Genomic DNA, 25,328 nt, shown 5'->3' on the forward strand with positions numbered 1-25,328 from the left:
CGCCTATTAGGGCATCGTCACCCGTATAACCAAATAAGGTATCGTTGCCTGCCAAACCCGATAAGGTATCGTTGCCTGAACCGCCCGTCAGGGTATTGGCATTGGCATCGCCCGTTTTAATTTGGTCGGCGGCAAAAATCAGTAGGCCTGAATTGGCGGCGGATTCCACTAAATTAAGCGGTTTTTTATAGTTGCCCGGCGACAGTAATTCAAGCTTGCCGTCCGCAACCGCATCGCCATTGCTGTCGATTAAGACTTCTGTGACAAAATTAAAAGATTGTTGGAGAGTGAGGGTGTTGTAGCTAAAGGCATAGGTATAAACATAACGGATTTCTCCAGCCACGCCATTAAATTCTGCATTGCCGATAAAATGTCGGCTGGTTAACGCCGAAAAGTCGAGTTTATCGCCCGCACTAAAATCATGCACTTCTTCGGTGAGGTTCAACGGGTCTATTTGTATGTCGGCAACTGATTTGTAAACAAACAGATCGGCGCCTGCCCCGCCAAATAATTCATCTGCGCCTAGGCCACCTTGTAAAATATCATTACCATTACCGCCTGACAACATATCATTACCCGTGCCGCCAACTAAGGTGTCATTACCATCTAAGCCATAAAGCCAGTCGATACCTGCTGTGCCTGTTAGGGTATCGTTTGCCGATGTTCCCATTTTTGTATTAATTGCCATAGATTATCCTGTATGTATTTAAGTGAGCCTTTCCTAGGAAAAAGACATTCTTAGGTATAAGGCATTGACAGTATAGTCAATGTTTTTAGGCTTTTACAGAATTTATGTAATTAATTTGTATGTTACGGGTAATGGGTGGGCTGGCGGTTATTAGTCCGTTTTTCGTGGGTGCAACGGGATGCATAGCCGAAATGGTTTGTTGGGTTTTTTTAAGGGGATGTTGGCGTAGGGCTGTTTATCGTAAAATCGATTACAACAGCAAGAACCTAAAAACAAAGGTTTAGCAGGCAAGGCCTTAGGCCAGCCATTTACGGCGAATGACGCGACGATGTTGCCGTTGGATTGTTGGAAAAAGCGCCGCGTCCTTCTTGGTGAATGTGGTTTGTCAGTATGAAAGGCCTTATTTTTTAACCAACACTTCCCCACGCCCCATTTCCGCCATATCCCCGGCATAACGCTGGACGCGGTTAAACGCAGCCGCGCTGTCGGCAAATTTTGAGTTTAACGTTTGGAAGGCTTTGAACAGCAGGGGTAAAAACGCTAGGGTATGGGTGCCGCAATCGTTGAAGCTGGCGGACAATTGCGGTGGGTTCCAGAGCAATAAAGTGCCACGGCGCATGGCGTAGCCTAGGTAACGTCCGGTTTGCCCCATGACCGCGATAGTGCCTGCGGTCATGCGTGAGCCGCAATAATCGCCCGCGTCGCCTTCGATAAGGATAGTGCCGCGCCGTAAATGGTCGCCGACCCGCTCACCCGCGTTGCCTTTGACCAAGATCATGCCGCCTTTCATGCCCATTTTGTTGCCGGGCAACGCCGCGCCCAAAAAGTCGCCGACATTGCCGACGATTTCCAGATAGCCTTTTTTCATTTCACAACCGGCATACAAGCCGGCATTGCCGGAGACGGTGATGGTGCCGGTTTTCATGCCCATTGCCAGATACGCGCCCGCGTCGCCTTCCACGCTGATGCTGCCGCCGTCAAGGTCTTTGCCGATGAAGTCGAGCTTTTCAAAGCTGTTTTTGATGACGATAGTTTGGGTGTCGGAGCCGGACACGCTGAACAAGTCGGCCACGCGCAGTTTGCATTTGCCGCTTTGCAGTTCGATGGCGGCGATGTCGCTGGGGTCTTTGTCCTGTAACAGGTGGCAGGACAGCGGTGACATGTCCACGCGCTGGTCGGGGCGGTATTTTAAGGTGAAGGTTAACGCGCTCATGCCATGATCTCCTGTAAATGAAAGTGGAACGGCCCCAGTTTGCCGCCGTAATTGCCCGCGCTGATGCGTTGGATGCCGTTGGCCGCGCCCAGGTCGCACACGGCTTGGATGCCGACGCGCATGGCGTGGTCGATGTCGGCTTTGGTCAGGCCATCAATAACGATTTCCATGACTGATTCAATGTCCGGTGACAAATCGGTTTTGGTCATGCCTTTTAAGGTCGGGCAGAACGCATCGTTGCTGGATGCGCCCAAGGATTTGTATTTGGAGCCGACTTTGGAGCCGGAACGCACGACCCCGCCAGGGAAGGGCATGATGACATTGGGGATTTTTCTCATTTCTTCAATCGCCGCTTCACAGGCGGCCAAGGCTTGTGGCTGGGATTGGGCCAAGACCAAAAAATTGCCGCCGCCAATCGCTTCGACTTGGCCGGTGGTCGCTTCGGCCAAAAATTCGCCGTCCATGACCGGCACCCGCCAATAGCGTTTGCCGCCGATGACTTTGGCGATTTGGAAGCCATCGCCGAAGTAGCGCAGGTTTTTGCCTAAGGGGATGCGGGTGCCGCCGTCTATGCCCGCAAACAAGGCCGAAGTCGGCGAGGTCAACACGCATTGTCCGGCGCGGGTTTCCAGTTGTTTGGCTAGGCCTTTGCCGCCCATGGCAAAGATCATGACGGCCACGCCAGGGCGGCCATCGGGGGTTTCTTCGGGGCTTAACGTGCGCTCGATACCGGCCTCACAGCCACAGGCGATCACCGATGTGGCAAAGCCGGTCATGGCTTGGGCGGCGATCAGTGCCCATTTCTCGTTTTGCGCCGTGATAATGGCGCGGGTCGCTTTCATAGGAAACGCTTCGGCAAACGTAGCGTCTATGGTTACACCGTTAATGATCATAGTGTGTTGCTCATGGTTAATGTGTTTGTTTGTTTTAGAGGGATTAGGGCAAAGGCACAAGTTCGATATAAATCAATTCCATTGGTTAAGATGCCGCCTTTTTTCTTGGATGGCTTGATACTCCTCATCCGTCATTTCCGGGCTATCAAGCAGAAGCTTCTGGAAATTGTTGGTATCTGGGTTGTTGCCATCCACGGCCAAAATAATCAGTTCCACCCGTTTGGCGGTAAAGTCTTTCGGCAGATTGACGTGGATGCTACCGTTGATGACTTCAGTGTATTGTTTGATCGCTTGCATCTGTTTTTCTCCTTAAGGGTGTGCAACCTTTATGGCACAGGATTGATATTGCCGCCCTGGCGTTGTTCTTGTTGCCCTGCCATTAATCTGCCAATCCAGTCATCAAAATGGGGGCATTTCGCCCTTAATGCGGTCATGCCAATGTCTTCGGCGATTAACGGCCCCACTTGCGCTTTTTGGTTAGTATATTGTGGCAGGTGGCAGATGATTCTTTTTGATGGCGCAGTTTGTGGTGAGCCGTTAATTTCTTCTGGATTTGTATTGCCAATATCGGCTTTCAGTTTATTGATGCCGGTTATCCCATCAGGATATAGGCCGCTTAAGCGGTCTGGATCAACTAATAAAAAGGCTTCAAATTCATGAAGCTGGACGTAGGGTATAAACCTATGGTGATTAATGTCCTGGCTAATAGCCGCTTCCAGCGTAGCAATTTTACTATACGGGTCGCGGATGTCCTGAATATCCGCTTGATAAGGGCTGTCTTTTCCGGTTGGAAAGGCGTACAGATCAATAAAGCTGGTGTACCATGTATCCGGCCTGCCATTATCTGAATGTATCCAACGGGTCACGTCATCACGAAATTTACTGTATTGGCGCAAACCGCCTTTGGCGGGTTTATTGCTCTGCTTATCCCAGCCTGTGGTTATTTTTCGGACGCTGACATAAATGCCCAAAGCCGCAAAATGCCCAACCAAAACCTCATTGACAAAATTTTCTTCGGTGCTGCCCTCGGCGATGATGTTCAAATATTTCAAGGGCGGCCCCCAATGATGTTTTTCTCCCAAATTTCCCCGGTCGAAAATGCTTCCAGGTAGGCTTGTAGCGAAGCGGTGTCGGGCCTTGAGTATTCGGAGCTTCTGCCATGACGGTCAATGACGACCAAATCATCCAAATCAAAGTTATTGACTAGGCTGATGGACTGCGTGGCGACAAACACTTGGCAATGGCTTGAGGCTGTTTTTATCAGCCCCGCTACGGCATCAATCGCGCTCGGATGCAAGCCCAGCTCAGGCTCATCTAAGAATAATACGGTCGGCAAGTCTTTAGGGTTTTGGGCCAGTAAGCTGATAAGGGCGATAGTCCTTAGCATCCCATCGGATGCCTGTCCGGCGTTAAATACTTTATTGGTGCCTTTTTCTTTCCAGCGCAATAAAATTTGCCCAAATTCATCGTACAGCTCAAAATCGTCAAAAAACGGTAGCACTAAACGGATGTATTTGATTATCCTTAAATAGTAAGGCTTTTCTTCGTTTTGCAGACGGTATAAAAAGCTGCCGAGGTTGTCGCCATTTTGTTTCAGCCACTTGCCATCGGCCAGCGACCATTTCAGTCTCATCGGCGCAGTGTCGCTGGTATTGTGAAACTGATAAACAATGAGTTTCCGCAATAAATTGAGGATGGTGGTCGCGGTTTCATTGTTAATGCCAGGCAACTTGGCTTCTTCATGGCCTACGCCACAGGTATGCCAATCAACTGCTTGAGCGGTACCGGCCTCTGAAAAGCGGTATTTTTCTGCCTTAAAAACCAGCTTGTCTGGTTTTGCAAACATTAAGCTAAATTTATACTCATTGATTCCAGACGCTGTTTTTATGGCAATTTGAGCCTCTATGCTTTTCGTAATGTCAGCGCCATCGTGCAAAATATCATTTGCCCCCCCTAAATAGGCCACATGCTCTTGAAGTTTGCCGTCAGAATAAAGCATCCAACTTAAAAATTTAAAGAACGCTATAAAATTGCTTTTACCCGCCCCATGGGGGCCTATCAATATATTGATGGGTCTAGGCGTAAAAACACTAATGTCCTTAATGCTTTTGTAGCCTTTGATGGTAAAGCTTTCCAGTTTTATAGTTGGCATATTATTTGGGTTAAACGGATAGGAAGCATTCTAATGGCATTGAAGTTTAAACCAACGGATGCACGGTAACACTCCCCCGTCCATCATCGGTAATTTCATCATCGCTGATTTTAAAGTTACCCACTTTCATGGTCAGGTAGCGGTCAAAATAGTCCTTTAGGCCTTTTTCCACCGAGGGGTCAAAGTCGGGTTTGACGGTGTGGGTGGTTCCCCATGGGGTGGCGATGACTTTGCCGTCAACTACGACCAATTGGCCGTCCTTAAAGACATAATCGGGTTTTTCGAACATTTGTTCGCGGTTGGGATTGTCGGTGTAGACGGTGATGTCCGCCCAGTTGCCTGCGCTTAAGCCGCCCCGGTCTTTTAGGCCGATCAGTTTGGCGGCTCCGGCGCGGGTCATGATGGCGATTTCTTGCAAGCTGTATTCGCGGTCTATCGAAGCCAAAGTGGTCATTTTTTGCGCTTCGGGGTGGATGGTCGCCAGCATGTCGTTGCGGAAGGATTTGTCCATCAGCAAGCGTATCAGATGCGGGTAGCTGGTGAACGGTGCGCCGTTGGGATGGTCGGTGGTCAGGAAAATGCGCCACGGGTCATCGACCAACAAGAAGGTTTCCAAGCCTATCGCCCATTGCAAGGCGTTGACAAAATTTTGGTCTCGGTATTTGAACGGCACGACCCCGCAACCGGCATCACATTCGATGTCCATCGTCACCCATTTGTTGGGGCTGGCGTGTTTGTGGTTGGCGTGTTGGCGCATACTGTCGCCGGAGGCGGTGACGGTTTGCCCGAACAGGATTTGCCCGACATCGATGGTGATGTTTTTGTTTTTGTTGACGGCTTCGGCAATCTGCGCCGCGCCGGAGGAGAATTTAAAATCGCCTTCGGTGCCGTAGCTGTGAAACTGGATGTGGGTCAAGTGCATGGGCAAGCCGCCGATGCCTTGGATGGTGTCCAAGGTCGTTTGCACATTGCCCGGTACGCCCAAGTTGCAGCCGTGGACATGCAGCGGATGGCTTACACCCAATTCTTTGACCGCCGTTGCCAACACCCGCAGGATTTCACGCGGGGTCACGCCGTAATGGCTGTTTTGCTCATCCAAGTCCAGCTTGCGTTGGTTGAACTTAAACGCATTGATGCCGCCGGGGTTGACGACTTTAACGCCGATGGCTTTGGCGGAATTGATCGTCCACGCCACATAGTCGTTAATGGCCTTTTGGTCTTGTTTGGCGGTGAGCATCCGCAGCAGGTAGTCGTCACTACCGAGCATGACGTAACCGCCTTTGTCCAAAATCGGGATGTCGCCCATTTCCATGTGCGCCTGACGGGCATTGATCGGCAACAGCGCGGGTTCAAAGCCTGCGGTATAGCCCATTTCCGCATAGCGGTAGCCGGTGACGAAAGTGCTGGGCATGGCGTGGCCGCAACCGGAGCGGCAGATATGGGTGCGCTCGACCGGATCGGCGCGATGGTCTTCGGGCAACAGGGTACGGGCGATGTTGCCCTTGCCGCCGCCGATGTGGGTGTGCATGTCGATGGCCCCTGACATCACCACCTTGCCTTTCAGGTCGTAGTCCTTATCGGGCGTGGCTTCGGCGGGCGCGTTGATGATGCGCCCGTCTTGGATGTAAATGTCCTGTTGCTGTCCGGCTATGCCAGCGGCTGGGTCATAGACAGTGCCGCCGCTTAATTTGATTAACATGGTGTTTCCTTATAAAGCGTGTTCAATGGCATTCAGGACATCCGCCGTACTAGGCAAACCCGAATCGCGTAATTTTTTCAGCCGGATGGCGACGACATTATCCATGCGGAAAGCGTGTCCGGCATGGTCTATCCCAGGTGTGCCGACGGGGATGTACACATCAGGCTCTTGGCTAAAGGTCATGCCGGAGCGGCCCACCACAATAGTTGGCAAGCCAGTGACGGGTGGCACGGACTGGCTGTTGAACGCTTGTACCCAGACCAGCGCGTCCGCTTCGCCGTTGGCCAGCAACGTGCGGGAGTCGTTCAGGAACGGGTCGTATTCGGGATAACCCCGGCTAAAGCGCGTCCGTGCCGGATAGCCGGTCGTCCAACCGCACACTTGGTTGGCGGTTTGGTCGCCTTCCTTGCCCGCCAAGGGCAAACCGGAACAGCGGGTGTTTTGGTCGTTAATGTCCTTAATCATCTCCGAGAGCGTTTGCACAGTCAGTTCGGCTTGGCTATAGGCCAACGCCCCCGCCGCCCACGTCACCACGCCGTACTTTGCCGCTTTAAGTTGGTCGGCAATGCCCTGCAAATCGGCCACCGCCAATCCCGCCACGCAGGCGCTACGGATAGGCTGTTTTTTCACCAACGCGCGTAAAACCGCCATGACTTCGGGCAGGTCGGCGGTGGCGCATTCAAACACTTGGGCTTGATTGCCGTTAGGCGAAGTCGAGGCGCTGCCGCTGGGGGCTTTGCCCAGATAGATCACCTGCCGTTGGCTGGAGTCCTCAACGAACATGGCATCCGTCCACAAATAACGCTCGAAAAAGCGCGGCGCGAAGGCTTCCAAATCCGTACCGACAACCAGCAGCACATCACAACGGTTTTTCACCTCCGCCAGCGTGGTGTTCATCCAACCGGAGTCTTGCAAGGCCAAGAAGTTATTGCGGGCACCGACAAAATTCATATTATCGACCACCGCGCCGCAATGGTCAGCCAAGGCCAGTAAGCCCCGCATCCCGTTGACATCGGTGGCGCAACCGCCGATGACGGGCAGTTTGGTGTTTCTTAATAATTCTGCCGCCTTGGCGACAGCGGCCTCTAGGCTGGCTTCCTTGCCACCCACCCGTGGGCTGGTGTCGGTAATGGCTTGTTCAAACAGCGGCGTATTGACCGCGCAGCCATTGGCTGTCACTTTCAGCGATAGGCCGTCCACCTGAATGCTCAGGTCATCCGTGCCGATACCGCAAAAAGGACTGGGTACTTCAGTTATTTCAGTCATTGAGCTGTCCTTTGATGGTTTTGGGGTATAAAAAACGCCAGTCACCCGCGTTGTGTGGCCGATATTCTAGCTTGATTTTATCGTGCTGTCTTGGGTGGGTAGATTATGGGAGAGGGGATAGGTGATTTTGGGGTCGGCAGGCTTGATTAAGGCATGCCCGGCATTAATTTATAAAAGGTGTTTCGCTTTGCTTAATAAGCTATATACGCTATACTTTGTCTCAATAAAGCTACTATAATTGCCAATGTAACAACAGTTTTTTTATTGGTTGCTAAAAAGCTATGATTGGCTTTTGGTTATCTGCATGAAATTTATTGCCTGTCAAATACCTTGCTGTTGGGTTTGAATCCAAAATACATGCCGCTTCTTTTGGGGTCGCCTTGTTTGTCCCTTAACTCTCTTTTAGGAAAATATGTTATGAAAAAATCACATTTATGGGCGCTTGCTGCCTTGACGGGTATCGGTGCTATGCCTGCCCATGCCGACACCGTTGAAGACAACCGCTTTTATGTCGCACCATTTGCCTCTTTTTTAAACACGGGCGGTGATCGTGGGGCCGATGACGGTTTTAGTGCCGGTGCGGGTGTAGGTAAAATCCTGAATAAGCATTTCAATCTCGAACTGAGAGGGTTTTATCAGGAAGCCGACAGCAATCAAGGTACTTGGGAAATGCCCGGCGGTACAGTCGATTTGCAATATTATTTCTCGCGTGACAAATTGGCGCCTTATACCGTGATTGCTTTGGGTGGTATGGATACGACCGTGAATGGTATTGAAGCAGGTTCGTTTATTGGCGAGGCAGGTGCGGGTGTCACTTACGAGCTGAATGACAATTTCTTGTTGCGGACTGATATTCGTTACCGTTACAACAACAATTTTGGCACTCAGTTTAACCGCAATACCGATGAGTTTCATGATATGACCATGAATTTTGGTTTTGTCGTGCCATTTGGCCCTAAACCAACCCCTGTGAAGTTTGAAATGCCTGCGCCGACTCCTGTGCCGTTGCCGGTTGAAAAGCCAATGGATTGCTCCATGATGGATTCGGACAGCGATGGCGTGAACGACTGTAAGGACAAATGCCCAGAAACGCTGGCCAGCAGCAAGGTCGACTTTAAAGGTTGCCCAGTCAGTTTGGAACTGAAAGGTGTCAACTTTAAGGTCAATTCAGCGGATTTGACCCCAGGTGCAATGGGCATTTTGGATCGGGTTGCCGTCAGCCTGAAAAAATATCCTGAAAAGGTCAACATTGAAGTACATGGCCATACCAGTAGTGAAGGCAGCGATGCCCATAACCTGAAATTGTCACAAAACCGCTCACAATCTGTGGTCAACTATCTGAAAATGAAAGGTGTGACCAATCGGATGACAGCAAAAGGTTTTGGTGAAAGCCGACCGATTGCCGAAAATGTCACCGAACAAGGCCGTTCTTTGAACCGTCGTGTCGAGCTGGTTTGGATGGGCAATTAAGCTTAGCGACCGCTACCGCGCATTAACGAAAACCCGCTGTTATGGCGGGTTTTTTTATGCCGGATAAAAAGGGGGGAGCCATGCCGCCTGGTGGTTTTGGCGATTAATTTACTGTGGGTGTAATGACAATTTCATCTTTAGGCTATAATTTTGCCAGCCCCATCGATTTTTGATGGTTTTTTATTCACAGGAAGTCGTTATCATGCGTTTACCCGCTTCAGAACTTGCCCAAGCTATCCATTATTGTCGTCAGTCCTTCCAGTCCGCCGCTATTTTTAGTCTGTTCATCAATCTGCTGATGTTGTTGCCTTCCATTTATATGATGCAGGTTTATGATCGGGTACTGACCAGTAACAGTACCTCAACATTGTTGATGTTGACCTTATTGGCGGTCGTCCTTTTTATCACGTTGGGGGCGTTGGAATGGGTGCGTTCACAAATCTTAATCCGTGTCAGTACCCGTTTTGATGTGTTGCTCAATGAGCGTTTGTATAAAGTGATATTCAGGCAGGCTTTAATCAGTGGCGGTAAAAGCAGCGTCCAGCCGTTAAGCGATTTGTTGGCGTTACGGCAATTTTTAACCGGTAACGGTTTATTTGCCTTTTTTGATGCGCCGTGGCTACCTGTTTATATTGGTTTGCTGTTTCTGTTCCATCCGGTATTTGGTGCGGTTGCCGTCGTTTCCGCCGTGTTGTTAATTTTATTGGCGATTTGGAATGAGCGGGCGACCCATGACGATTTGGAGCAGGCGAACCGGGTTTCGGTAGAAAGCGCCAATATCACCGCGCGTAATTTGCGCAATGCTGAAGTCGTACAGGCTTTAGGGATGTTGCCGGATTTATTGGCGCGTTGGCAAGCCAAGCAAAAAAAGCTGATTGTTTTGCAAGCGGTCGCCAGTGAAAAAGCCGGACTGATTGCCGCGCTATCAAAAACCTTCCGCTTGACCATCCAGTCGTTAATTTTGGGTTTGGGGGCGTGGTTGGCGATAGAAAAGCAAATTAGCCCCGGCATGATGATTGGCGGTTCTATTTTATTAGGCCGTGCATTGGCGCCTATCGATTTGATGATTGGCAGTTGGAAACATTTTTTGACTGCGCGTACGGCTTACGCACGTCTGAATACTATTCTGGGGCAATTTCCGGCCGAGCCGGAGCGGATGCCTTTGCCGGCCCCTAGGGGAGAATTGCGGGTCGAGCAGGCGGTGGTTGTGCCGCCCGGCTCGAAAGTGGCAGTTATTAAAGGGGTTAATTTTGTCATTCAGCCGGGGACGTTTGTTGGTTTGATCGGTTCCAGCGCGTCGGGTAAATCGACCTTGGCTAGGGCCTTGCTGGGTGTTTGGCCGGTCGCTAACGGGGCAGTGCGTATTGACGGGGCAGACGTGGCGCAGTGTGACCGTGCTATGATGGGCCAGTACATTGGCTATTTGCCACAAGATATAGAGCTGTTTGACGGCACGATTGCCGATAATATTGCCCGTTTTGGTGAGTTGGACAGCAATAAAGTCGTCGCTGCCGCGCAGGCGGCCGGGGTGCATGAGATGATTTTGCACTTGCCGCAAGGTTACGACACCGAAATTGGCGGTAGTGGCGGAGCGTTGTCGGCGGGGCAAAGGCAGCGGGTAGGCCTGGCGCGGGCGTTGTATGGCGATCCGGTGCTGGTGGTGTTGGATGAGCCGAATTCTAACCTTGATGACCAGGGTGAGCAGGCGCTTGCCAGGGCTTTGTTGGCATTGAAGCAACGCGGCAGTACCATTATCGTTATTACCCATCGGGTCGGTATTTTAAGTTTGGTTGACCGTATTATGCTGTTAAATGAGGGTGCTGTGGCACTGGACGGCCCGCGTGATGAAGTGTTGGCAAAACTTAACCAACGGCAAATACAACCCGCAACTCCTGGAGCTTCTGCATGACCTCTCTTGATAAACCCGTAATGGACAAATCTTCTATGGATACGTCTGCCGATACTGATGTATCCCGCTATGCGAATGACGGCCCGATACGCCGTTTAGGCTATTTTATCGTTATTTTTATTTTTGGTTTCTTTGGTGCTTGGTCGGCTTTTGCCCCCCTAGGTAGCGCCGCCCTTGCGCCGGGTACGGTGGCAGTGGAAGGTTATCGGAAAACCGTGCAACATTTGGAGGGTGGTATTGTTAAGGCCTTGCATGTGCATGACGGTGATACCGTTACTAAAGGCCAAGTGTTGGTCGAATTGGAGGACACCTCGCCACGGGCGCAAGTGGAAACGATGCGAGGGCAATTGTTTTCGGCCTTGGCGCGTGAGGCGCGGCTGACTGCCGAGCGTGACGGTAAGGCATCGGTCAATTATCCCGATTTGTTAAGGCAAGATAACCATGACCCACGGGCGCAGGAAGCCATGCGTGTCCAAGACCAAGCTTTTGCGGTACGCAAGCATTCGCGCAATGGCGAAATCGGTATCTTAAAAGAGCAGCATCGGCAACTGTTGGCGAAAATTGAGGGCATTAAGGCGCAAAAAAACAGCCGCAATAGCTTGGCAGCTTCTTTAGAGAAGGATTTGGTAGATTATCGCGCCATGCTCAAGGAAGGCTATATGGAGAAACAAAAAGTCACCGAACTGGAAAGGCGTAAAGCGGAGGCGCAAGGTGATGAGGGTGATTTCACCGCTAATATTGCCACGGCACAAACGCAAATCAGCGAAATTGCCTTGAAAGTGCTGCAAATTGATAAGGATTTCCAGCGTGAAGTCATTGATGAGCTGAGTAAGGTGCAAACCGAGCTGTCGGAGTTGCGTGAAAAAATCCAATGGCTGGACGATACGGTGGCGCGTACCGTCATTAAAGCCCCCGAAGCGGGTATGGTGTTGGGCTTGACTGTCCACACGCTAGGTGCGGTCATTCCGCCGGGCGGGCATATTCTGGACATCGTGCCGCAACAGGAAAAACTGGTGATTGAGGCGCAGGTGTCGCCGATAGATATTGACCGTGTCCATATCGGCCAAAGCACGGAAATCCGTTTCAGTGCCTTTAAAAGTGCGAAAACGCCAAAAGTGGCGGGCCGGTTGATTGCCCTGTCGGCAGACCGTTTAAGCGATGAAAAGCAGGAAGTCAGTTATTATCTGGCGCGGGTCGAAGTTGACCCGGACGGTTTGGCGGAATTGACCCGCCGGGGCTTGGTATTGTTGCCGGGGATGCCGGCGGAAGTGCTGATTAATACCGGTGACCGCACCTTTTTTGAATATCTGATGCAGCCGCTCAGTAATGTGTTCGCCCGTTCGTTAATTGAGGATTAAGTTGATGCGTTACCCAGTTATGTTACCGTTATTGGCGGCTCTGAGTTTGCCGGCGGCGGCCGAGGATTTGTTGTCGCTGTATGAGCGGGCGGTTTTGGCTTCGCCTGAGTTGGGCAGCAGCGAATATTCATTGGATATTATCAAAGCCCAAGAAGACCAAGCGTTTGGTAAGCTGTTGCCGGAAGTCAGTGTGGTGGGCAACTATTCTTTAAACGAATATCACCAGCAACATTCTACGCTAGGCCGTAGCTCTAATAGCAGTTACCCTGGCACGCGCGCCAGTATCACCTTGCAGCAACCGATTTTTGATTTGCAGGCGTATTTGCTGATGAAGAGCCAGCAGGCAAAAACCTCGCAATATGAGGAGAACTTGTTGGCGGCGCACCAAAAATTGGTAGCCGATTTGTTGGAGCGTTATGTCAATGCCTTAAAAGCCCAAGATAAAAGCGAAATTATCGCCGCCGAATTGGCTTCCACGGAAAAGCAATTGGCGCGGGTTGAGGCAATGAGCCAGCGGCAATTGGCGATGATTACCGATAAGTACGAATTGCAGGCGCGTACCGAAACCTTGCGTACCAACCTGATTGACAACGACAACGATGCGCGGATCGCCTTGGAGAAGTTGCGGGAATTGACTGGCGATGCCGTGGGGCCGGTTCAGCCTGTGCGTATGAATGCGGTGCAATTGCCGCCGGAAGGCAGTGTTGACACTTGGGTGAAGCAAGCGGGGCAAATCAACCCCGAATTGCAAGGGCTTAAACATGCGGTCGAATCCGCCCGGCAAAGTATTAGCGCCTATCAGGCCGGGCATTTGCCGCGTATTGAGTTGCAATTGAGCGGCACTTATAGCGACACGGTTTATAATAATCTGACTTCGTCGCCTTATGATATAGGCTCGGCCTCTGTCCAAGCGGTTGTGCCTATTTATGAGGGCGGCATCACCAGCGCCAAAGTCAGGGAGGCACAGGCGCGGAAAAAGCTTGCCGAAGCGGAATTGGAAAAAAAACTGCGTGAATTTGAGCAAATTACCCGTGCGGCTTATTTGGATATGGTGACATCGCCTAAGCGTAGCCAAGCGACTGACCGGCAATTGCAAGCGAGTGAGCAATCGCGTGATGCTATGAAAAAAGGCTACGAATTGGGTGTGGTGACGATTGTCGATTTGCTGAATGCGGAAAAGCAACTGTCCGAAGCCCGCCAGGCTCAGCGCGAAGCCCGCTACCGCTATTTTACGGCGCGTAGCTCCCTGTATTTTCAGACCGGGCGTTTAATCGGCGACGAATTGCTGAAATTTAACCAATGGTTGGTGGCGGATGTCCGCCCTGGCAAAAAAACACCCTGAGGCATCGCCTCTTCAGCCACTTTTTGTTTACTGTCTCGCTATGTCATTGTTAATAGAGTATTTACAGCTTTGCTGGTTTGTCAATAACCCCACTGAGCTACATCCGGCACGCGCATTTTTTTGGAAAAATGTGCTGTTTTATGTGGTGTCGGGGATTATCGTCGAAGCGAATATCGGTGATTTTCCCGAAGCTACGCTGGAAGTGGCGATGCGTGCTATCGTCGCGTTAATGTTATTGTCGACGCAAATTCTGGCCACTAAGAAAGCGGCGGTGTTTTATCAGCTACAGACCGCCGTCTTCATCTGCGAAAACTTTATGATGACCTTAGGGATAGGGGTCGAGATTTTTGATGCCTTTGCCCATAACACGCCCTACGAAGATTATCCGCTCTATTTAGGTGCATTTTTGATTGTATGGTATCTGGCGATTATCAGTTATGTGTTCAAACGGGTATTTGCCTTCCATTATGCCAAATGTATCGGGATGGCTTTGCTTTATTTTTGTTTGACGTATGGCGGGCCGTTTTTGGTGATGGAGGTCATTTGAGACTCGATGCGAGTGTCCTGACATTTTTTGTCACAATATGACCTTCACGGACAATGATAGTGCGGATAATGGTCTAAAAAGCGTTCTTATTAAGAAGGGTTGGATGGCAATGGTTTGGGTAAAGGCGGTTTTTTTCTGCCTAAAATCACTGCTAAGGCCTTGTCGGCGAAGCGTGGCGGCGAAGTTTTTAGGTTGTGGCATATATCATGCTTTATATTTTCCGAGTTTTCTCATCACATATTCACTTATAAAAGGCGATACATTATGAAAAATCAAATGCAAAAAATGCAACAAGGTTTTACCTTAATCGAGTTAATGATCGTTGTGGCGATCATTGGTATCTTGGCGGCGATTGCGATTCCGGCTTACCAAACTTATACCAAAAAAGCCAAATTCTCTGAGGTCATTTTGGCGACTTCTGGCATAAAAGCGGCGGTAGAGATTTGTGGTCAAACAAATAATGATTTGTCCACCTGTGATGGTACTAGTGGTGGTACTCCTGATCCTGCTGTTGCGGCTGCTGTTGCCCAAGAAAATGCTTCAGCCGCAGCCAATACTAACGGCTATGTTTCTATTGTTGCCGCTAGTGGTGCTTCAGCAACGAATGTGACCATCACCGCTACCGCTAAAGGCGCTACGGGAGCTCCTGTAAATGGTTTGGAAGGCGAAACTTATGTCCTTACCGGAACTTATAGCCCTGCTCAAGGCAACGTAACTTGGGATAAAACTACAGCTCCAGGCTCTTGTGTTGCAGCAGGCCTTTGCTAAAAGGGATTGGTCGGCATAAGTTGCTGGCTGGTTATTTGATACAGAAAAAACCGCTTTTGGCTTAGCCATGAGCGGTTTTTTTTGGCTCTATAGAGGGGGGGGTGGATGTAAGGGTGCTATGCACTGCGGCGTCAAAAGCCCCTAAATCCGATGAGGGCTTAGCTTTGTTTATAAAAACAAACTGGCTTAGCGTCCTATGCGGCCATCGAATTGGAATTGGCTAATGTCCAAATCCATAATGGAAGTATTGCGTATTATACATACTGTGTTAACGGTATTTTATTTACGTTGCCCTTCGGAGTTGAATCCGCGATTGGTTTTTTGTTAAAAAATATGTTAATTAATATCCGCAAGCCTAAAAAACGCTTAACTGCAGCTTTTGTTCATTTTTGTATTAGTGCCAGTGCCTTTTCGTTGATATTTCTATTGATGATAGTTTTTTGGTATCCGGAGCCTTATTTTAATGTTTCTGGTGGTTGGGAAGGCATTAAAATTGTTACTGGCGTGGATGTGGTGTTGGGGGCATTGCTTACGTTTGTTGTGTTTAGCCCTACTAAGCCCGTCCGCGAGTTGGTTATTGATATCGGTACTATCGTTGTAATGCAGTTGACGGCGTTATTTTGGGGGGTTTATACCCTTTATGATCAGCGTCCTGTGGCAGTGGTGTTTTGGGAAAGTGCTTTTTTAACCGTACCCGCACAGGCATTGGCTGAGCAGGGTTACGCATTAAATAACCTGGCGGGATTGAGCAGTACGGAGCCTCCGATTATTTACGCCGAAAAACCCGCTAAGCTTGAAGATTTAAAAAAAATGCTGGAGTTGATAAAAAAAGATAAGATCCCGCCCCATCAACAAGCTTGGCTTTATCGTCCTATCAAAGACCACTTCAATGATATAAGGCCTATGCAATTTGATATAGACCAAATCATCGCCAAGCGCCCCGATGTCAAAAACCAACTATTGCCGATCATGCAAAAGCATAACATCAGCGACATCCACGCCATGCTGTACTTTTTGCTCCAATCAAAATACAGTAACAGCGTGTTAGTTTTTGACCAGAACGCCCAATATCTGGGCTATGTGAACCCCGAATAGTCACTTGTGCTTGTAAAGTCATCTGATTCTAAAAGGCTTGTGGATAACGCTTATCCTCAGGCCTTTTTCAGTTAAGGCAAATTCAAATCAAGCACAACTGGTGTCTATAAGCATCATGGGTTAAAATTACACAGTTTATTTGTGATTATTATAGCGTAAAGAAAAAGTCGGCTTCGCCCCGCTTTCCTGTTACTGGCTAGAGATAACATGCATAAGGGTTTATAACTACTATCGAAGGGGCTGCTCCGTGAAAAATACAAAGCAACTATTCGCAGGTCTGATTTTAATGGCTTTAGGTCTTGGAACAGCGCACGCGGAATATACGCTCAATTTAATGAAAGGGGTTACAAAGGTCAGTAATGACGTTTATGATCTCCATATGCTGATTCTATGGATTTGTGTGTTCATTGGTCTTGGCGTGTTCGGTACTATGTTTTATTCGATTTACCATCACCGTAAATCTAAAGGACATAAGGCCGCGCAATTTCATGAAAATACTACCGTTGAAATTATTTGGACAATCATCCCAACCCTGATTCTGGTCGGTATGGCGATTCCCGCCACGAAAACCTTGATGGAACTGGATGATGTCCAAGATTCCGAAATGTCCATCAAAGTGACGGGTTGGCAGTGGAAATGGGAGTATGATTATCTGGATAATGGCATCCATTTTTTCAGCAGCCTTGATGAGGCCAGCAATAAGGCGCGGCAAGTCCATTCCGGCATAGACCCGCGCTCGGTGCCGCATTATCTGTTAAATGTCGATAAGCCTTTAGTCGTGCCGACTAAGAAAAAAATCCGTTTTGTCTTTACGGCGGCGGACGTTATCCATTCTTGGTGGGTGCCCGAGCTAGGCTGGAAAAAAGACGCTATTCCTGGCTTTATTAACGAAGCATGGACTTCGGTTGACAAGCCCGGCACTTACCGTGGCCAATGTACCGAGTTGTGCGGCAAAGACCATGGCTTTATGCCGATTGTCGTGATTGCGATGGATCAGCCCGATTACGATGCATGGGTTAAAAAGACCAAAGAAGACGCACAAAAAGGCCCTGATTTAAGCGACCAACCGCGTGACCAATTGGTTGCCAAAGGTGCCGCTATCTATGCGAAAAACTGTTCGACCTGCCATTTGCCTGACGGTAAGGGCGTACCCGGCGCATTCCCTGCCATCGGTGGCAGTGCTGTTGTTAAAGGCGACATTAAGGCACAGACTAATTTGGTGCTGAACGGTAAAGGCGGTATGCCGGCGTTTGGCAAAATGCTGAAAGCGGACGAATTGGCGCAAGTCATCACTTATACGCGTAATGCTTTGGGCAATAGCGTCGGTGACGACATCCAGCCTAAAGCCATCCAAGAATTGTTGCCTAATAAAGCGGGCGCTGCGAAACCGGAAGCCAAAGCCGCTGCCCCTGAAAAAGCCGAGCCGATTGCCGATCTGTCTAAAGACGAGTTGGTTGCCGCGGGTAAAGCTGTTTATGAAAGTAACTGCGCATCTTGCCATCAAGCCGAAGGCCAAGGTATGGCGCCGATGTTCCCGGCTTTGCACGGCAGTGCTGTGGTTAAGGGCGATATTAATGCCCAAGTTGACCTGATGCTGAACGGCAAAGGCATGATGCCTGCTTTCGGCCATAGCCTAAGCGCCAAAGATTTTGCGGCCGTCGTGACGTTTACCCGCAATAGTTTGGGTAATTCAGTAAATGATGTTATACAGCCTTCAGCCATCCAAAAACTGCAAGCGGCGTTGCCGCCAGCACAGGATGATGAGTAAGGCCGTTGCTGAATTTATCCGTGCAAACTTTTTTTCCTAATTTTGAGGTATAAACTATGTCCGCTGTTGTAGCTGAGCATGATGAGCATCATGATGAACACCATCACGATGATCACGCCCACGGGCCTGAAAAAGGCCTATTAAGATGGATAGTGACCACTAACCATAAAGATATTGGCACCTTATATCTGTTGTTCGCCTTGGCGATGTTTTTTGTCGGCGGCGTTATGGCTTTGGTCATCCGTGCCGAATTGTTCGAACCCGGTTTGCAGTTTGTCGAACCGCAATTTTTTAACTCTATGACCACCATGCATGCCTTAGTCATGGTGTTTGGTGCGGTTATGCCCGGCTTTGTCGGCTTGGCGAACTGGATGATCCCGATGATGATCGGCGCACCCGATATGGCCTTGCCGCGTATGAACAACATGAGCTTTTGGATGTTGGTCGCGGGTGTGCTGTTGTTGGCGACGACTTTATTTATGGAAGGCGGTGCGCCTGCGGCAGGTTGGACATTGTATCCGCCATTAGTGTTGCAGACTGGCAAAGCCTTGCCGTTCGCTATTTTCTCGGTGCATTTGCTGGGTATTTCGTCAATTATGGGGGCCATTAATATTATCGCCACCATTTTCAACATGCGCGCCCCTGCTATGACGCTGATGAAAATGCCGTTGTTCGTTTGGACGTGGCTGATTACGGCGTTCTTGCTGATTGCTGTTATGCCGGTGTTTGCCGGTGCGGTGACCATGTTGCTGACTGACCGCTTTTTTGAAACCAGCTTCTTTGATGCGGCGGGCGGCGGTGACCCGGTATTGTACCAACATATTTTCTGGTTCTTCGGACACCCAGAAGTTTATATCATGATTTTGCCAACGTTTGGGGTCGCTTCAACGATCATCCCCGTGTTTGCGCGTAAACCGCTGTTTGGCTATAGCTCGATGGTTTATGCCACGGCATCGATTGCCTTTTTGTCATTCATCGTTTGGGCGCATCACATGTTCACGGTCGGTATGCCGATTGCGGGTGAGTTGTACTTTATGTATGCCACTATGTTGATCGCCATCCCTACCGGCGTTAAGGTGTTTAACTGGACGGCGACCATGTGGAAAGGGTCTATGACCTTTGAAACCCCCATGCTGTTTTCGATTGCCTTTGTGGTGTTATTCACCATGGGCGGCTTTACCGGTTTGATGATGTCGATTGCGCCATCGGATTTCCAATACCATGACACTTATTTTATTGTTGCCCATTTCCATTATGTCTTGGTGCCTTCTTCCATCTTTATTTTAATGGCGGCCGGGTATTATTGGTTGCCTAAATGGACTGGCCACATGTATAACGAAAAAATTGGCCAACTGCATTTTTGGTTGTCGGTGGTTTCGGTCAACATTTTGTTCTTCCCACAGCATTTCTTAGGTCTGGCGGGTATGCCCCGACGGATTCCTGACTATGCCGTGCAGTTTGCTGATTGGAATATGATCTCCAGTATTGGCGGTTTCATTTTCGGTATCAGCCAATTACTGTTTTTGTATATCGTTATTGATACCATCAGAGGCGGCACTGGCGAAAAAGTCAGTGACGAAGTTTGGGAAGATGCGCACAAGCACGGTTTGGAATGGACATTGCCATCACCTGCGCCTTACCATACCTTTACTACACCACCCACTGTCATCCCTACCGAACATATCTGATGTCCGGTTAAGCTTGCCAGCTTTTCGGTACGCCACCGTCAGGTGGCGTACTAGGTAACGAAATGAACACAAAAACAAAAAATATCCTGACAGCGGTAGTGTTGGCAATTGTCGTGATTGCCATTTATATCTTTGCAGTGATGAAAGCGGCGGCACAATGAGCGATGATGTCCAACTAAAAAATGCTAAGTTAGTGCGCACCCTGTTATGGGTGGTGGTTGCTATGTTCGGCTTTGGTTTCGCGCTGGTGCCGCTCTATGACGTATTGTGCGAAGTGACCGGACTGAACGGCAAAGTGTCCGGCACTGCGGTAGCGGAAATCGCTTATCAGGTGGACAAGGACAGGGAGGTGACTGTAGAGTTTATGACTTCCCTGAACGAATCGGCGCCGATGCTGTTCCGTGCCGAAACCAATAAGATAAAAGTGCATCCGGGGGAATATTACACGGTCAATTTTTATGCGGAAAACCTGACCGATAAAGTCATGGTCGCCCAAGCGATACCCAGTATTTCTCCTGGCTTGGCCGCCGAATATTTTAAGAAAACCGAGTGTTTTTGTTTTACCGAACAAACTTTCAAACCGCACGAAGGCAGGGTGATGCCGGTGCGTTTTGCGGTGAATCCTGAGCTGCCCAAACAGTACAAAACAATCACGCTTGCCTATACATTTTTTGATAATACTAAAACACAGTAGAAAGGAAAGGGGAACAACATGTCTGCACATGATACTTATTACATTCCGCACAAGGCCACTTGGCCGGTGCTGGCGACCCTAGGTCTGGTGACCTTGCTGGCGGGTTTTGCCAATTATTTGAACCATTCGCCGATTGGTTCGCCGATGATGATGGTGGGTTTCGCCATTTTTATTGTTATGCTGGCGGGTTGGTTTACCTTACAATCTACCGAGAGCGAATCGGGCATGTACAACGCCCAAGTGGGCATTTCTTTCCGCATGGGCATGATGTGGTTTATTTTTTCTGAAGTCATGTTCTTTGCCGTGTTCTTTGGCTCCTTGTGGTATACGCGTAACTTGTCGGTGCCTTGGTTAGGCGGCGAAGGCATCGGCGCGGCGACTAAAGCTCTGTTGTGGCCTGAATTTGAAGCCCATTGGCCAACTAATGGCCCTGCCAAACTGATTAACGGCCTACCGACGCAAGACGGTGAATTTGAGCCTATGGGCGCATGGGGTTTGCCCTTGCTCAATACCCTAATCCTGTTGACCAGCGGCGTGACCTGTACTTGGGCGCATCATGGTCTGTTAGCAAACAAACGCGACCAATTGATTAAGGGTTTGATTGCCACCGTGGCCTTAGGCTTTTTGTTCGTGGCGTTCCAAGCGATGGAGTATCATGAAGCATATACCGAAATGGGTTTGACTTTAGGTTCGGGCATTTACGGTTCGACGTTCTTTATGTTGACCGGTTTCCACGGTTTCCACGTCTGTGTCGGGGCGATTATTTTAAGCGTGGTGTTGTTCCGTAGCAGCAAAGGCCATTTTAAACCAGAGAACCATTTCGCTTTTGAAGCGGCGGCTTGGTACTGGCATTTTGTTGACGTGGTTTGGTTAGGTCTGTTTATCTTTGTCTACTTGATCTAGGCCATCTGACAAAACAAAAAAAGCGTTGTCTGTGGCAACGCTTTTTTTTTGTTTAACGGTTTTTGGCGGTTTATTTTATTGGGTCAGCGGTAATGTCGGTGTAGACTGTCTGGCTGTTTGCATAGTTGCCCCAATACCTTCAGGTTTTAGCCAGCCCATCGCCAAAGCGATACACACAAAAGCAAATAATAAGATAGACAGCGAGATGCGCACGGTTAAGGCTTTGACGATTTTCTCGGAATGTTCCCGGTCTTTAGCTCTTACTAAATTAAAAAGCGCGGTGCCAAGGCTGGCGACAATCAGGGCGAAGGCGAAAATGGCGATGCTTTTTATAATCATAGTGATCTTTTATGCTGGTGGGGTATGGCTATTTTCGGTTATTCGGCCCCGATTGCCAAACGCTTTTTTTAACGGCCCAACTACAGGAATGTGTTCCCATGGCGTTTAAAACTCTCCCTACCGCCGCGTATTGGCTGGTGTTGCCAGTATTGCTGGCTTTAGGCAACTGGCAACTCAACCGTGCTGACGAAAAACAGCAAGTTTTGGCGTTACAGGCACAACAGGCCAATAGCGCCGAATTGGCGTTGTCGGCCTCTACTCAAGACGACGTGCAGGGGTTAAGATATAAAAAAGTCCGTCTCCGTGGCCATTATGACGTGGCGCACCAGTTTTTGTTGGATAACCAGATCCATGCAGGTAAGGCAGGCTATTTTGTCCTGACCCCTTTTGTGTTGGATGATGGCTCTAAAGCCGTACTGGTTAACCGTGGCTGGCTACCGTTAACGGCTAACCGTAGTGTCTTGCCCGCACTGGTTTTTGCTGCTGCCCCGACCGCTGTGGCCGGGAGAGTTAACCAATTCCCTTCAGTGGGACTTAAACTGGCCGGTGCCGAGCAGCCGGGTGAAGGTTGGCCATCGCTGGTGCAGCTTGCCGACAGTGCGGTTTTGGCCAAAAAACTGGGCTACCCTTTATTTAGTTTTCAAATCGAGCTGGACCCGCAAGCGCCGGACGGCTATCTGCGGGACTGGCATACCAGTACGTTGATGTTGCCGGAACAGCACCGGGCTTACGCATTGCAATGGTTCGGCTTGGCCTTTACTTTAACCGTGCTGTTTATTGTCTACCGCTTAAAAAAAACAAAATGATTAACCAACAATTAAAAAACCGCCTGATTCTCCTTGGTCTGTTCGGCATGACCGTCATCCCTTTTCTGGTGGCTTGGGGCTTAAGTAAAAATACCGCGCTAGTGACAGGCGGTGTCAATAAAGGCCAGTTGATCGCCCCCGTGGTGGCGACGGATCGGGCTAATTTTGTTGGCTATGATGCGTTTTCGGCGCAAAATATCGGCGAAATTAACGGCCATTGGCTGATTGTCAATGTCATTCCGCAAGACCATTGTGCGGCGGTGTGTTTGGAGGCAATTTTAAAAACCAAGCAATTGCGCCTGATGCTGAACAAAGAGCTGCCAAGGACGCGGCGGGTTGTCATGCTTTTAAAAGATGTACCGGAAGCGGCCGCCAAACAGTATTGGTTGAAAGACACCTTATTATGGCGGCTACGGCAAAGCCAAACTCCACAGGATGATGCGCTGTACAGCCATCTGTTGGCCGAGGAAAATCCGCTGGATGAGGCTATGGCGGCCAAGCTGTTGGGGTCGGATAAGCCGGAAATGGCCTTGGCTTCGGATTTGCTCAGAATCAGACCGGGTCTTGGCTTAATAAAAAACCTGACAGACAGCAAAAAAGGCGATATACCAGATGGCATGTTGTTTTTAATCGACCCGCTGGGCAATTTAATGATGCAATATGCGCCGGGGTTTGATCCTTACCAAGTAAAAAGTGATCTCATGCACTTGCTGAAAATTTCTCAGATTGGCTAATAATAAAGAACGGGATAAGAAGAATAATGTTTAGAAAAATAACCCTGTTTAGCGTTGTGCTGGCGTTGCTCGTCATTGTCATTGGCGCGTATGACCGCTTTACAGGCGGGCAACTGGCTTGCCCTGATTGGCCGTTGTGCTACGCCCAGCCGTTTATTGCCGACAGCGGCCAATTGCCGCCCGCTGCCAATGTGACCATGGCGGCGGTGTGGACAGAATTGGCCTATCGGTACGGTTTTGGCTTATTAAGCTTGGTGGTCGTCGGCTTGGCGGTCAGCAGCGGCCATAAGTCCAGTTATCGTGTCGCCGCCGTGGCAGGCAGTTTGGCGGCATTAACCTGTATAGGTTTGCAGGCGGCGTTGGCGTTTTGGGTCGTTAGGCTAAACGCCATGCCTATTTTGGTCACTGCCGCAACTTTATTGGGCATGATGGTGTTATGGCTATTATTTGGCCTGTATTTGCGTAGCCAGACCCGGTTGCCATTGGCCTTACCCCATTCGGTTGGTTTGTGCCGTTTTGCCATGTTGGCGTTGTTCTTGCAGGTCGCTTTAGGCATCTGGGTCAGCGCCAACCATGCCAGTTTAGTGTGTGTCGGCTTTCCGCAATGTAATGGGCAATGGTTGCCCGCCGCCGACTATCAAGCGGCCTTAAATGTCGTCAGCGGTTTGTTTTCCGGTTATGCCGGCGATTTGGCTTTTGACCTGCAACTCGCCATTAATGCCTTGCACCGTTGGGGGGCAATAATCTGCTTTATATTATTGACTACCCTAATGTGGGGCAGTTTGGCGGCGGATAAACCTAAGCTGGTCAGAACGGCCGGATTATGGCTAAGCGCATTGGTATTTGTGGAAATTGCCGTCGGCATTGCCGGCTTTAAACTGCAAATGCCGCTTTGGGTGCTGTTGGCGCATACGGCGGTTGCTGCCGTTATGATGCTGCCGCTGTTGGCGATCAGTTTTTATAGCCGCTATGGTAGCGGCGCGGTGGGTGTTCAGGCTTCTCCTGCGGCGAGTTCCATCCCTACGGCTGTAGTGGCTGAGGATTACGTTGAACCCCCGCCAGAATCCTTGTTTTTACGCTTAAAAAGCCAATTGACGCGCACCCGTTCGGGTTTGGGCGGCATTCTGGCGAATTTGGCGTTAGGCACAAAATCCATTGACGGCGATTTGCTGGAAGAGCTGGAAACCCGTTTGCTGATGGCGGATATAGGCATCACCGTTACTACAGATATTATCGCGCGGCTGACCCAGCGTCTGGAACGCCATCAGCTCAATGACGCGCAAGCGTTGTCGGCGGCGTTAAAGGAAGAGTTACTGGCTATTGTGCAACCGTGCAGCCAACCGTTGCAGATTCCTCAACAAGATAAGCCTTTCGTCATTTTGGTGGTGGGAGTCAACGGCGCGGGCAAAACGACAACCATCGGTAAATTGGCGAAGCGTCTGCAAGCCCAAGGGCATAGTGTTATGCTGGCGGCGGGTGATACGTTTCGGGCGGCGGCAGTCGAGCAGTTGCAGACCTGGGGCGAGCGTAACCATATCCACGTCGTCGCCCAGCATACCGGAGCCGATTCGGCTTCAGTGATTTATGACGGGGTGCAATCGGCGCAAGCCAAGGGCATTGATGTCCTGATCGCCGATACCGCCGGACGTTTGCATACCAAGTCCAACCTGATGGATGAGCTGAAAAAAGTCAAGCGCATTATGGGTAAGCTCGATGAGACCGCGCCGCATGAAGTGCTGTTGGTATTGGATGCCGGCACCGGCCAAAATGCCTTGTCGCAAGCCAAATTGTTTAATGAAACTGTGGCCTTGACCGGCTTGGTGCTGACCAAGCTGGACGGCACGGCGAAAGGTGGGGTAATTTTCGCGCTGGCGAAACAGTCCGGCATTCCTATCCGTTTCATTGGTATCGGTGAAGGTATTGATGATTTACAGGATTTTAATGCCGAACTTTTTGTTGATGCCTTGTTTGCTAACGACTAACCGTTAATTTGCAG

At 49.8% G+C, this 25,328-nt stretch carries 23 protein-coding genes; 14 read left to right on the plus strand and 9 right to left on the minus strand.

Annotated features, from left to right (window positions below; all coding sequences use genetic code 11):
• From AADEFJLK_RS25840 to AADEFJLK_RS06595, 8 genes are all read right to left on the minus strand, one after another.
• The coding region (locus AADEFJLK_RS25840; RefSeq protein ID WP_428839021.1) for a M10 family metallopeptidase C-terminal domain-containing protein at nt 1–688 on the minus strand (688 nt) is incomplete at its 3' end.
• A gap of 400 nt (nt 689–1,088) precedes the next feature.
• The gene (locus tag AADEFJLK_RS06565) at nt 1,089–1,901 is read right to left on the minus strand and encodes a formylmethanofuran dehydrogenase subunit C (protein ID WP_103973718.1); all 813 of its coding nucleotides are present in this window, start codon (nt 1,899–1,901) and stop codon (nt 1,089–1,091) included.
• A complete protein-coding gene (gene fhcD / locus AADEFJLK_RS06570; RefSeq protein ID WP_103973719.1) occupies nt 1,898–2,794 on the minus strand; it encodes a formylmethanofuran--tetrahydromethanopterin N-formyltransferase in 897 nt (298 codons plus the stop codon). The genes AADEFJLK_RS06565 and fhcD overlap by 4 nt, the downstream gene beginning before the upstream one ends.
• Before the next feature lie 72 nt (nt 2,795–2,866).
• Entirely contained in the window at nt 2,867–3,091 is a 225-nt protein-coding gene (locus tag AADEFJLK_RS06575; RefSeq protein ID WP_103973720.1) for a hypothetical protein, read from the minus strand.
• A gap of 29 nt (nt 3,092–3,120) precedes the next feature.
• A complete protein-coding gene (locus AADEFJLK_RS06580) occupies nt 3,121–3,846 on the minus strand; it encodes a DUF4276 family protein (RefSeq protein WP_170065048.1) in 726 nt (241 codons plus the stop codon).
• Entirely contained in the window at nt 3,843–4,946 is a 1,104-nt protein-coding gene (locus tag AADEFJLK_RS06585) for an AAA family ATPase (protein WP_103973722.1), read from the minus strand. The genes AADEFJLK_RS06580 and AADEFJLK_RS06585 overlap by 4 nt, the downstream gene beginning before the upstream one ends.
• A 46-nt stretch (nt 4,947–4,992) precedes the next feature.
• Complete coding sequence (locus tag AADEFJLK_RS06590; protein WP_103973723.1) at nt 4,993–6,645, minus strand: formylmethanofuran dehydrogenase subunit A; 1,653 nt, start codon at nt 6,643–6,645, stop codon at nt 4,993–4,995.
• 9 nt (nt 6,646–6,654) lie between these two features.
• Nucleotides 6,655–7,911, minus strand: a complete 1,257-nt coding sequence (locus tag AADEFJLK_RS06595; RefSeq protein WP_103973724.1) for a formylmethanofuran dehydrogenase subunit B — start codon at nt 7,909–7,911, stop codon at nt 6,655–6,657.
• A 417-nt stretch (nt 7,912–8,328) separates the two neighbouring features.
• Here AADEFJLK_RS06595 and AADEFJLK_RS06600 point away from each other — a divergent pair, with 417 nt between their 5' ends.
• From AADEFJLK_RS06600 to AADEFJLK_RS06655, 11 genes are all read left to right on the plus strand, one after another.
• Nucleotides 8,329–9,381 carry an OmpA family protein gene (locus AADEFJLK_RS06600; RefSeq protein WP_088617477.1) on the plus strand — a complete coding sequence of 351 codons (1,053 nt, stop codon included), beginning with the start codon at nt 8,329–8,331 and terminating at the stop codon, nt 9,379–9,381.
• 202 nt (nt 9,382–9,583) lie between these two features.
• On the plus strand, nt 9,584–11,290 hold the full coding sequence (locus AADEFJLK_RS06605) for a type I secretion system permease/ATPase (protein ID WP_103973885.1): 1,707 nt from the start codon (nt 9,584–9,586) through the stop codon (nt 11,288–11,290).
• On the plus strand, nt 11,287–12,648 hold the full coding sequence (locus AADEFJLK_RS06610) for an HlyD family type I secretion periplasmic adaptor subunit (RefSeq protein ID WP_249027992.1): 1,362 nt from the start codon (nt 11,287–11,289) through the stop codon (nt 12,646–12,648). Before AADEFJLK_RS06605 ends, AADEFJLK_RS06610 begins: the two co-directional genes overlap by 4 nt.
• Nucleotides 12,649–12,652: 4 nt before the next feature.
• Entirely contained in the window at nt 12,653–13,990 is a 1,338-nt protein-coding gene (locus tag AADEFJLK_RS06615; RefSeq protein ID WP_088617475.1) for a TolC family outer membrane protein, read from the plus strand.
• A gap of 40 nt (nt 13,991–14,030) precedes the next feature.
• The gene (locus AADEFJLK_RS06620) at nt 14,031–14,537 is read left to right on the plus strand and encodes a hypothetical protein (protein ID WP_088617474.1); all 507 of its coding nucleotides are present in this window, start codon (nt 14,031–14,033) and stop codon (nt 14,535–14,537) included.
• Nucleotides 14,538–14,801: 264 nt separating this feature from the next.
• On the plus strand, nt 14,802–15,305 hold the full coding sequence (locus AADEFJLK_RS06630) for a pilin (protein WP_282957354.1): 504 nt from the start codon (nt 14,802–14,804) through the stop codon (nt 15,303–15,305).
• A 216-nt stretch (nt 15,306–15,521) separates the two neighbouring features.
• Nucleotides 15,522–16,400, plus strand: a complete 879-nt coding sequence (locus tag AADEFJLK_RS06635; RefSeq protein ID WP_146054525.1) for a hypothetical protein — start codon at nt 15,522–15,524, stop codon at nt 16,398–16,400.
• A 379-nt stretch (nt 16,401–16,779) separates the two neighbouring features.
• Nucleotides 16,780–18,168, plus strand: coding sequence for a cytochrome c oxidase subunit II (gene coxB, locus AADEFJLK_RS06640; RefSeq protein WP_428839022.1), 1,389 nt, complete (start codon nt 16,780–16,782; stop codon nt 18,166–18,168).
• A gap of 56 nt (nt 18,169–18,224) precedes the next feature.
• Nucleotides 18,225–19,856, plus strand: a complete 1,632-nt coding sequence (gene ctaD, locus AADEFJLK_RS06645) for a cytochrome c oxidase subunit I (protein WP_088617471.1) — start codon at nt 18,225–18,227, stop codon at nt 19,854–19,856.
• 157 nt (nt 19,857–20,013) lie between these two features.
• Complete coding sequence (locus AADEFJLK_RS06650; protein WP_088617470.1) at nt 20,014–20,550, plus strand: cytochrome c oxidase assembly protein; 537 nt, start codon at nt 20,014–20,016, stop codon at nt 20,548–20,550.
• 18 nt (nt 20,551–20,568) lie between these two features.
• Nucleotides 20,569–21,453 (plus strand): cytochrome c oxidase subunit 3, encoded by an 885-nt coding sequence (locus AADEFJLK_RS06655; protein ID WP_088617469.1) that lies wholly within the window; start codon nt 20,569–20,571, stop codon nt 21,451–21,453.
• Nucleotides 21,454–21,528: 75 nt separating this feature from the next.
• Here AADEFJLK_RS06655 and AADEFJLK_RS06660 read toward each other — a convergent pair whose 3' ends face one another.
• Nucleotides 21,529–21,792, minus strand: a complete 264-nt coding sequence (locus tag AADEFJLK_RS06660) for a twin transmembrane helix small protein (RefSeq protein ID WP_103973729.1) — start codon at nt 21,790–21,792, stop codon at nt 21,529–21,531.
• Between the two features lie 98 nt (nt 21,793–21,890).
• On the opposite strand from AADEFJLK_RS06660, the gene AADEFJLK_RS06665 reads away from it, so the two are divergent.
• The 3 genes from AADEFJLK_RS06665 to ftsY are packed head-to-tail and all read left to right on the plus strand — an operon-like array spanning nt 21,891 to nt 25,314.
• Nucleotides 21,891–22,598, plus strand: coding sequence for an SURF1 family protein (locus AADEFJLK_RS06665; RefSeq protein ID WP_103973887.1), 708 nt, complete (start codon nt 21,891–21,893; stop codon nt 22,596–22,598).
• Entirely contained in the window at nt 22,595–23,332 is a 738-nt protein-coding gene (locus AADEFJLK_RS06670; protein WP_103973730.1) for a hypothetical protein, read from the plus strand. The genes AADEFJLK_RS06665 and AADEFJLK_RS06670 overlap by 4 nt, the downstream gene beginning before the upstream one ends.
• A 26-nt stretch (nt 23,333–23,358) precedes the next feature.
• Entirely contained in the window at nt 23,359–25,314 is a 1,956-nt protein-coding gene (gene ftsY, locus AADEFJLK_RS06675; protein WP_103973731.1) for a signal recognition particle-docking protein FtsY, read from the plus strand.
• Nucleotides 25,315–25,328: the final 14 nt, after the last annotated feature.

Origin of the sequence: Methylovulum psychrotolerans, assembly GCF_002923755.1 — a bacterium.
Lineage (GTDB): Bacteria > Pseudomonadota > Gammaproteobacteria > Methylococcales > Methylomonadaceae > Methylovulum > Methylovulum psychrotolerans.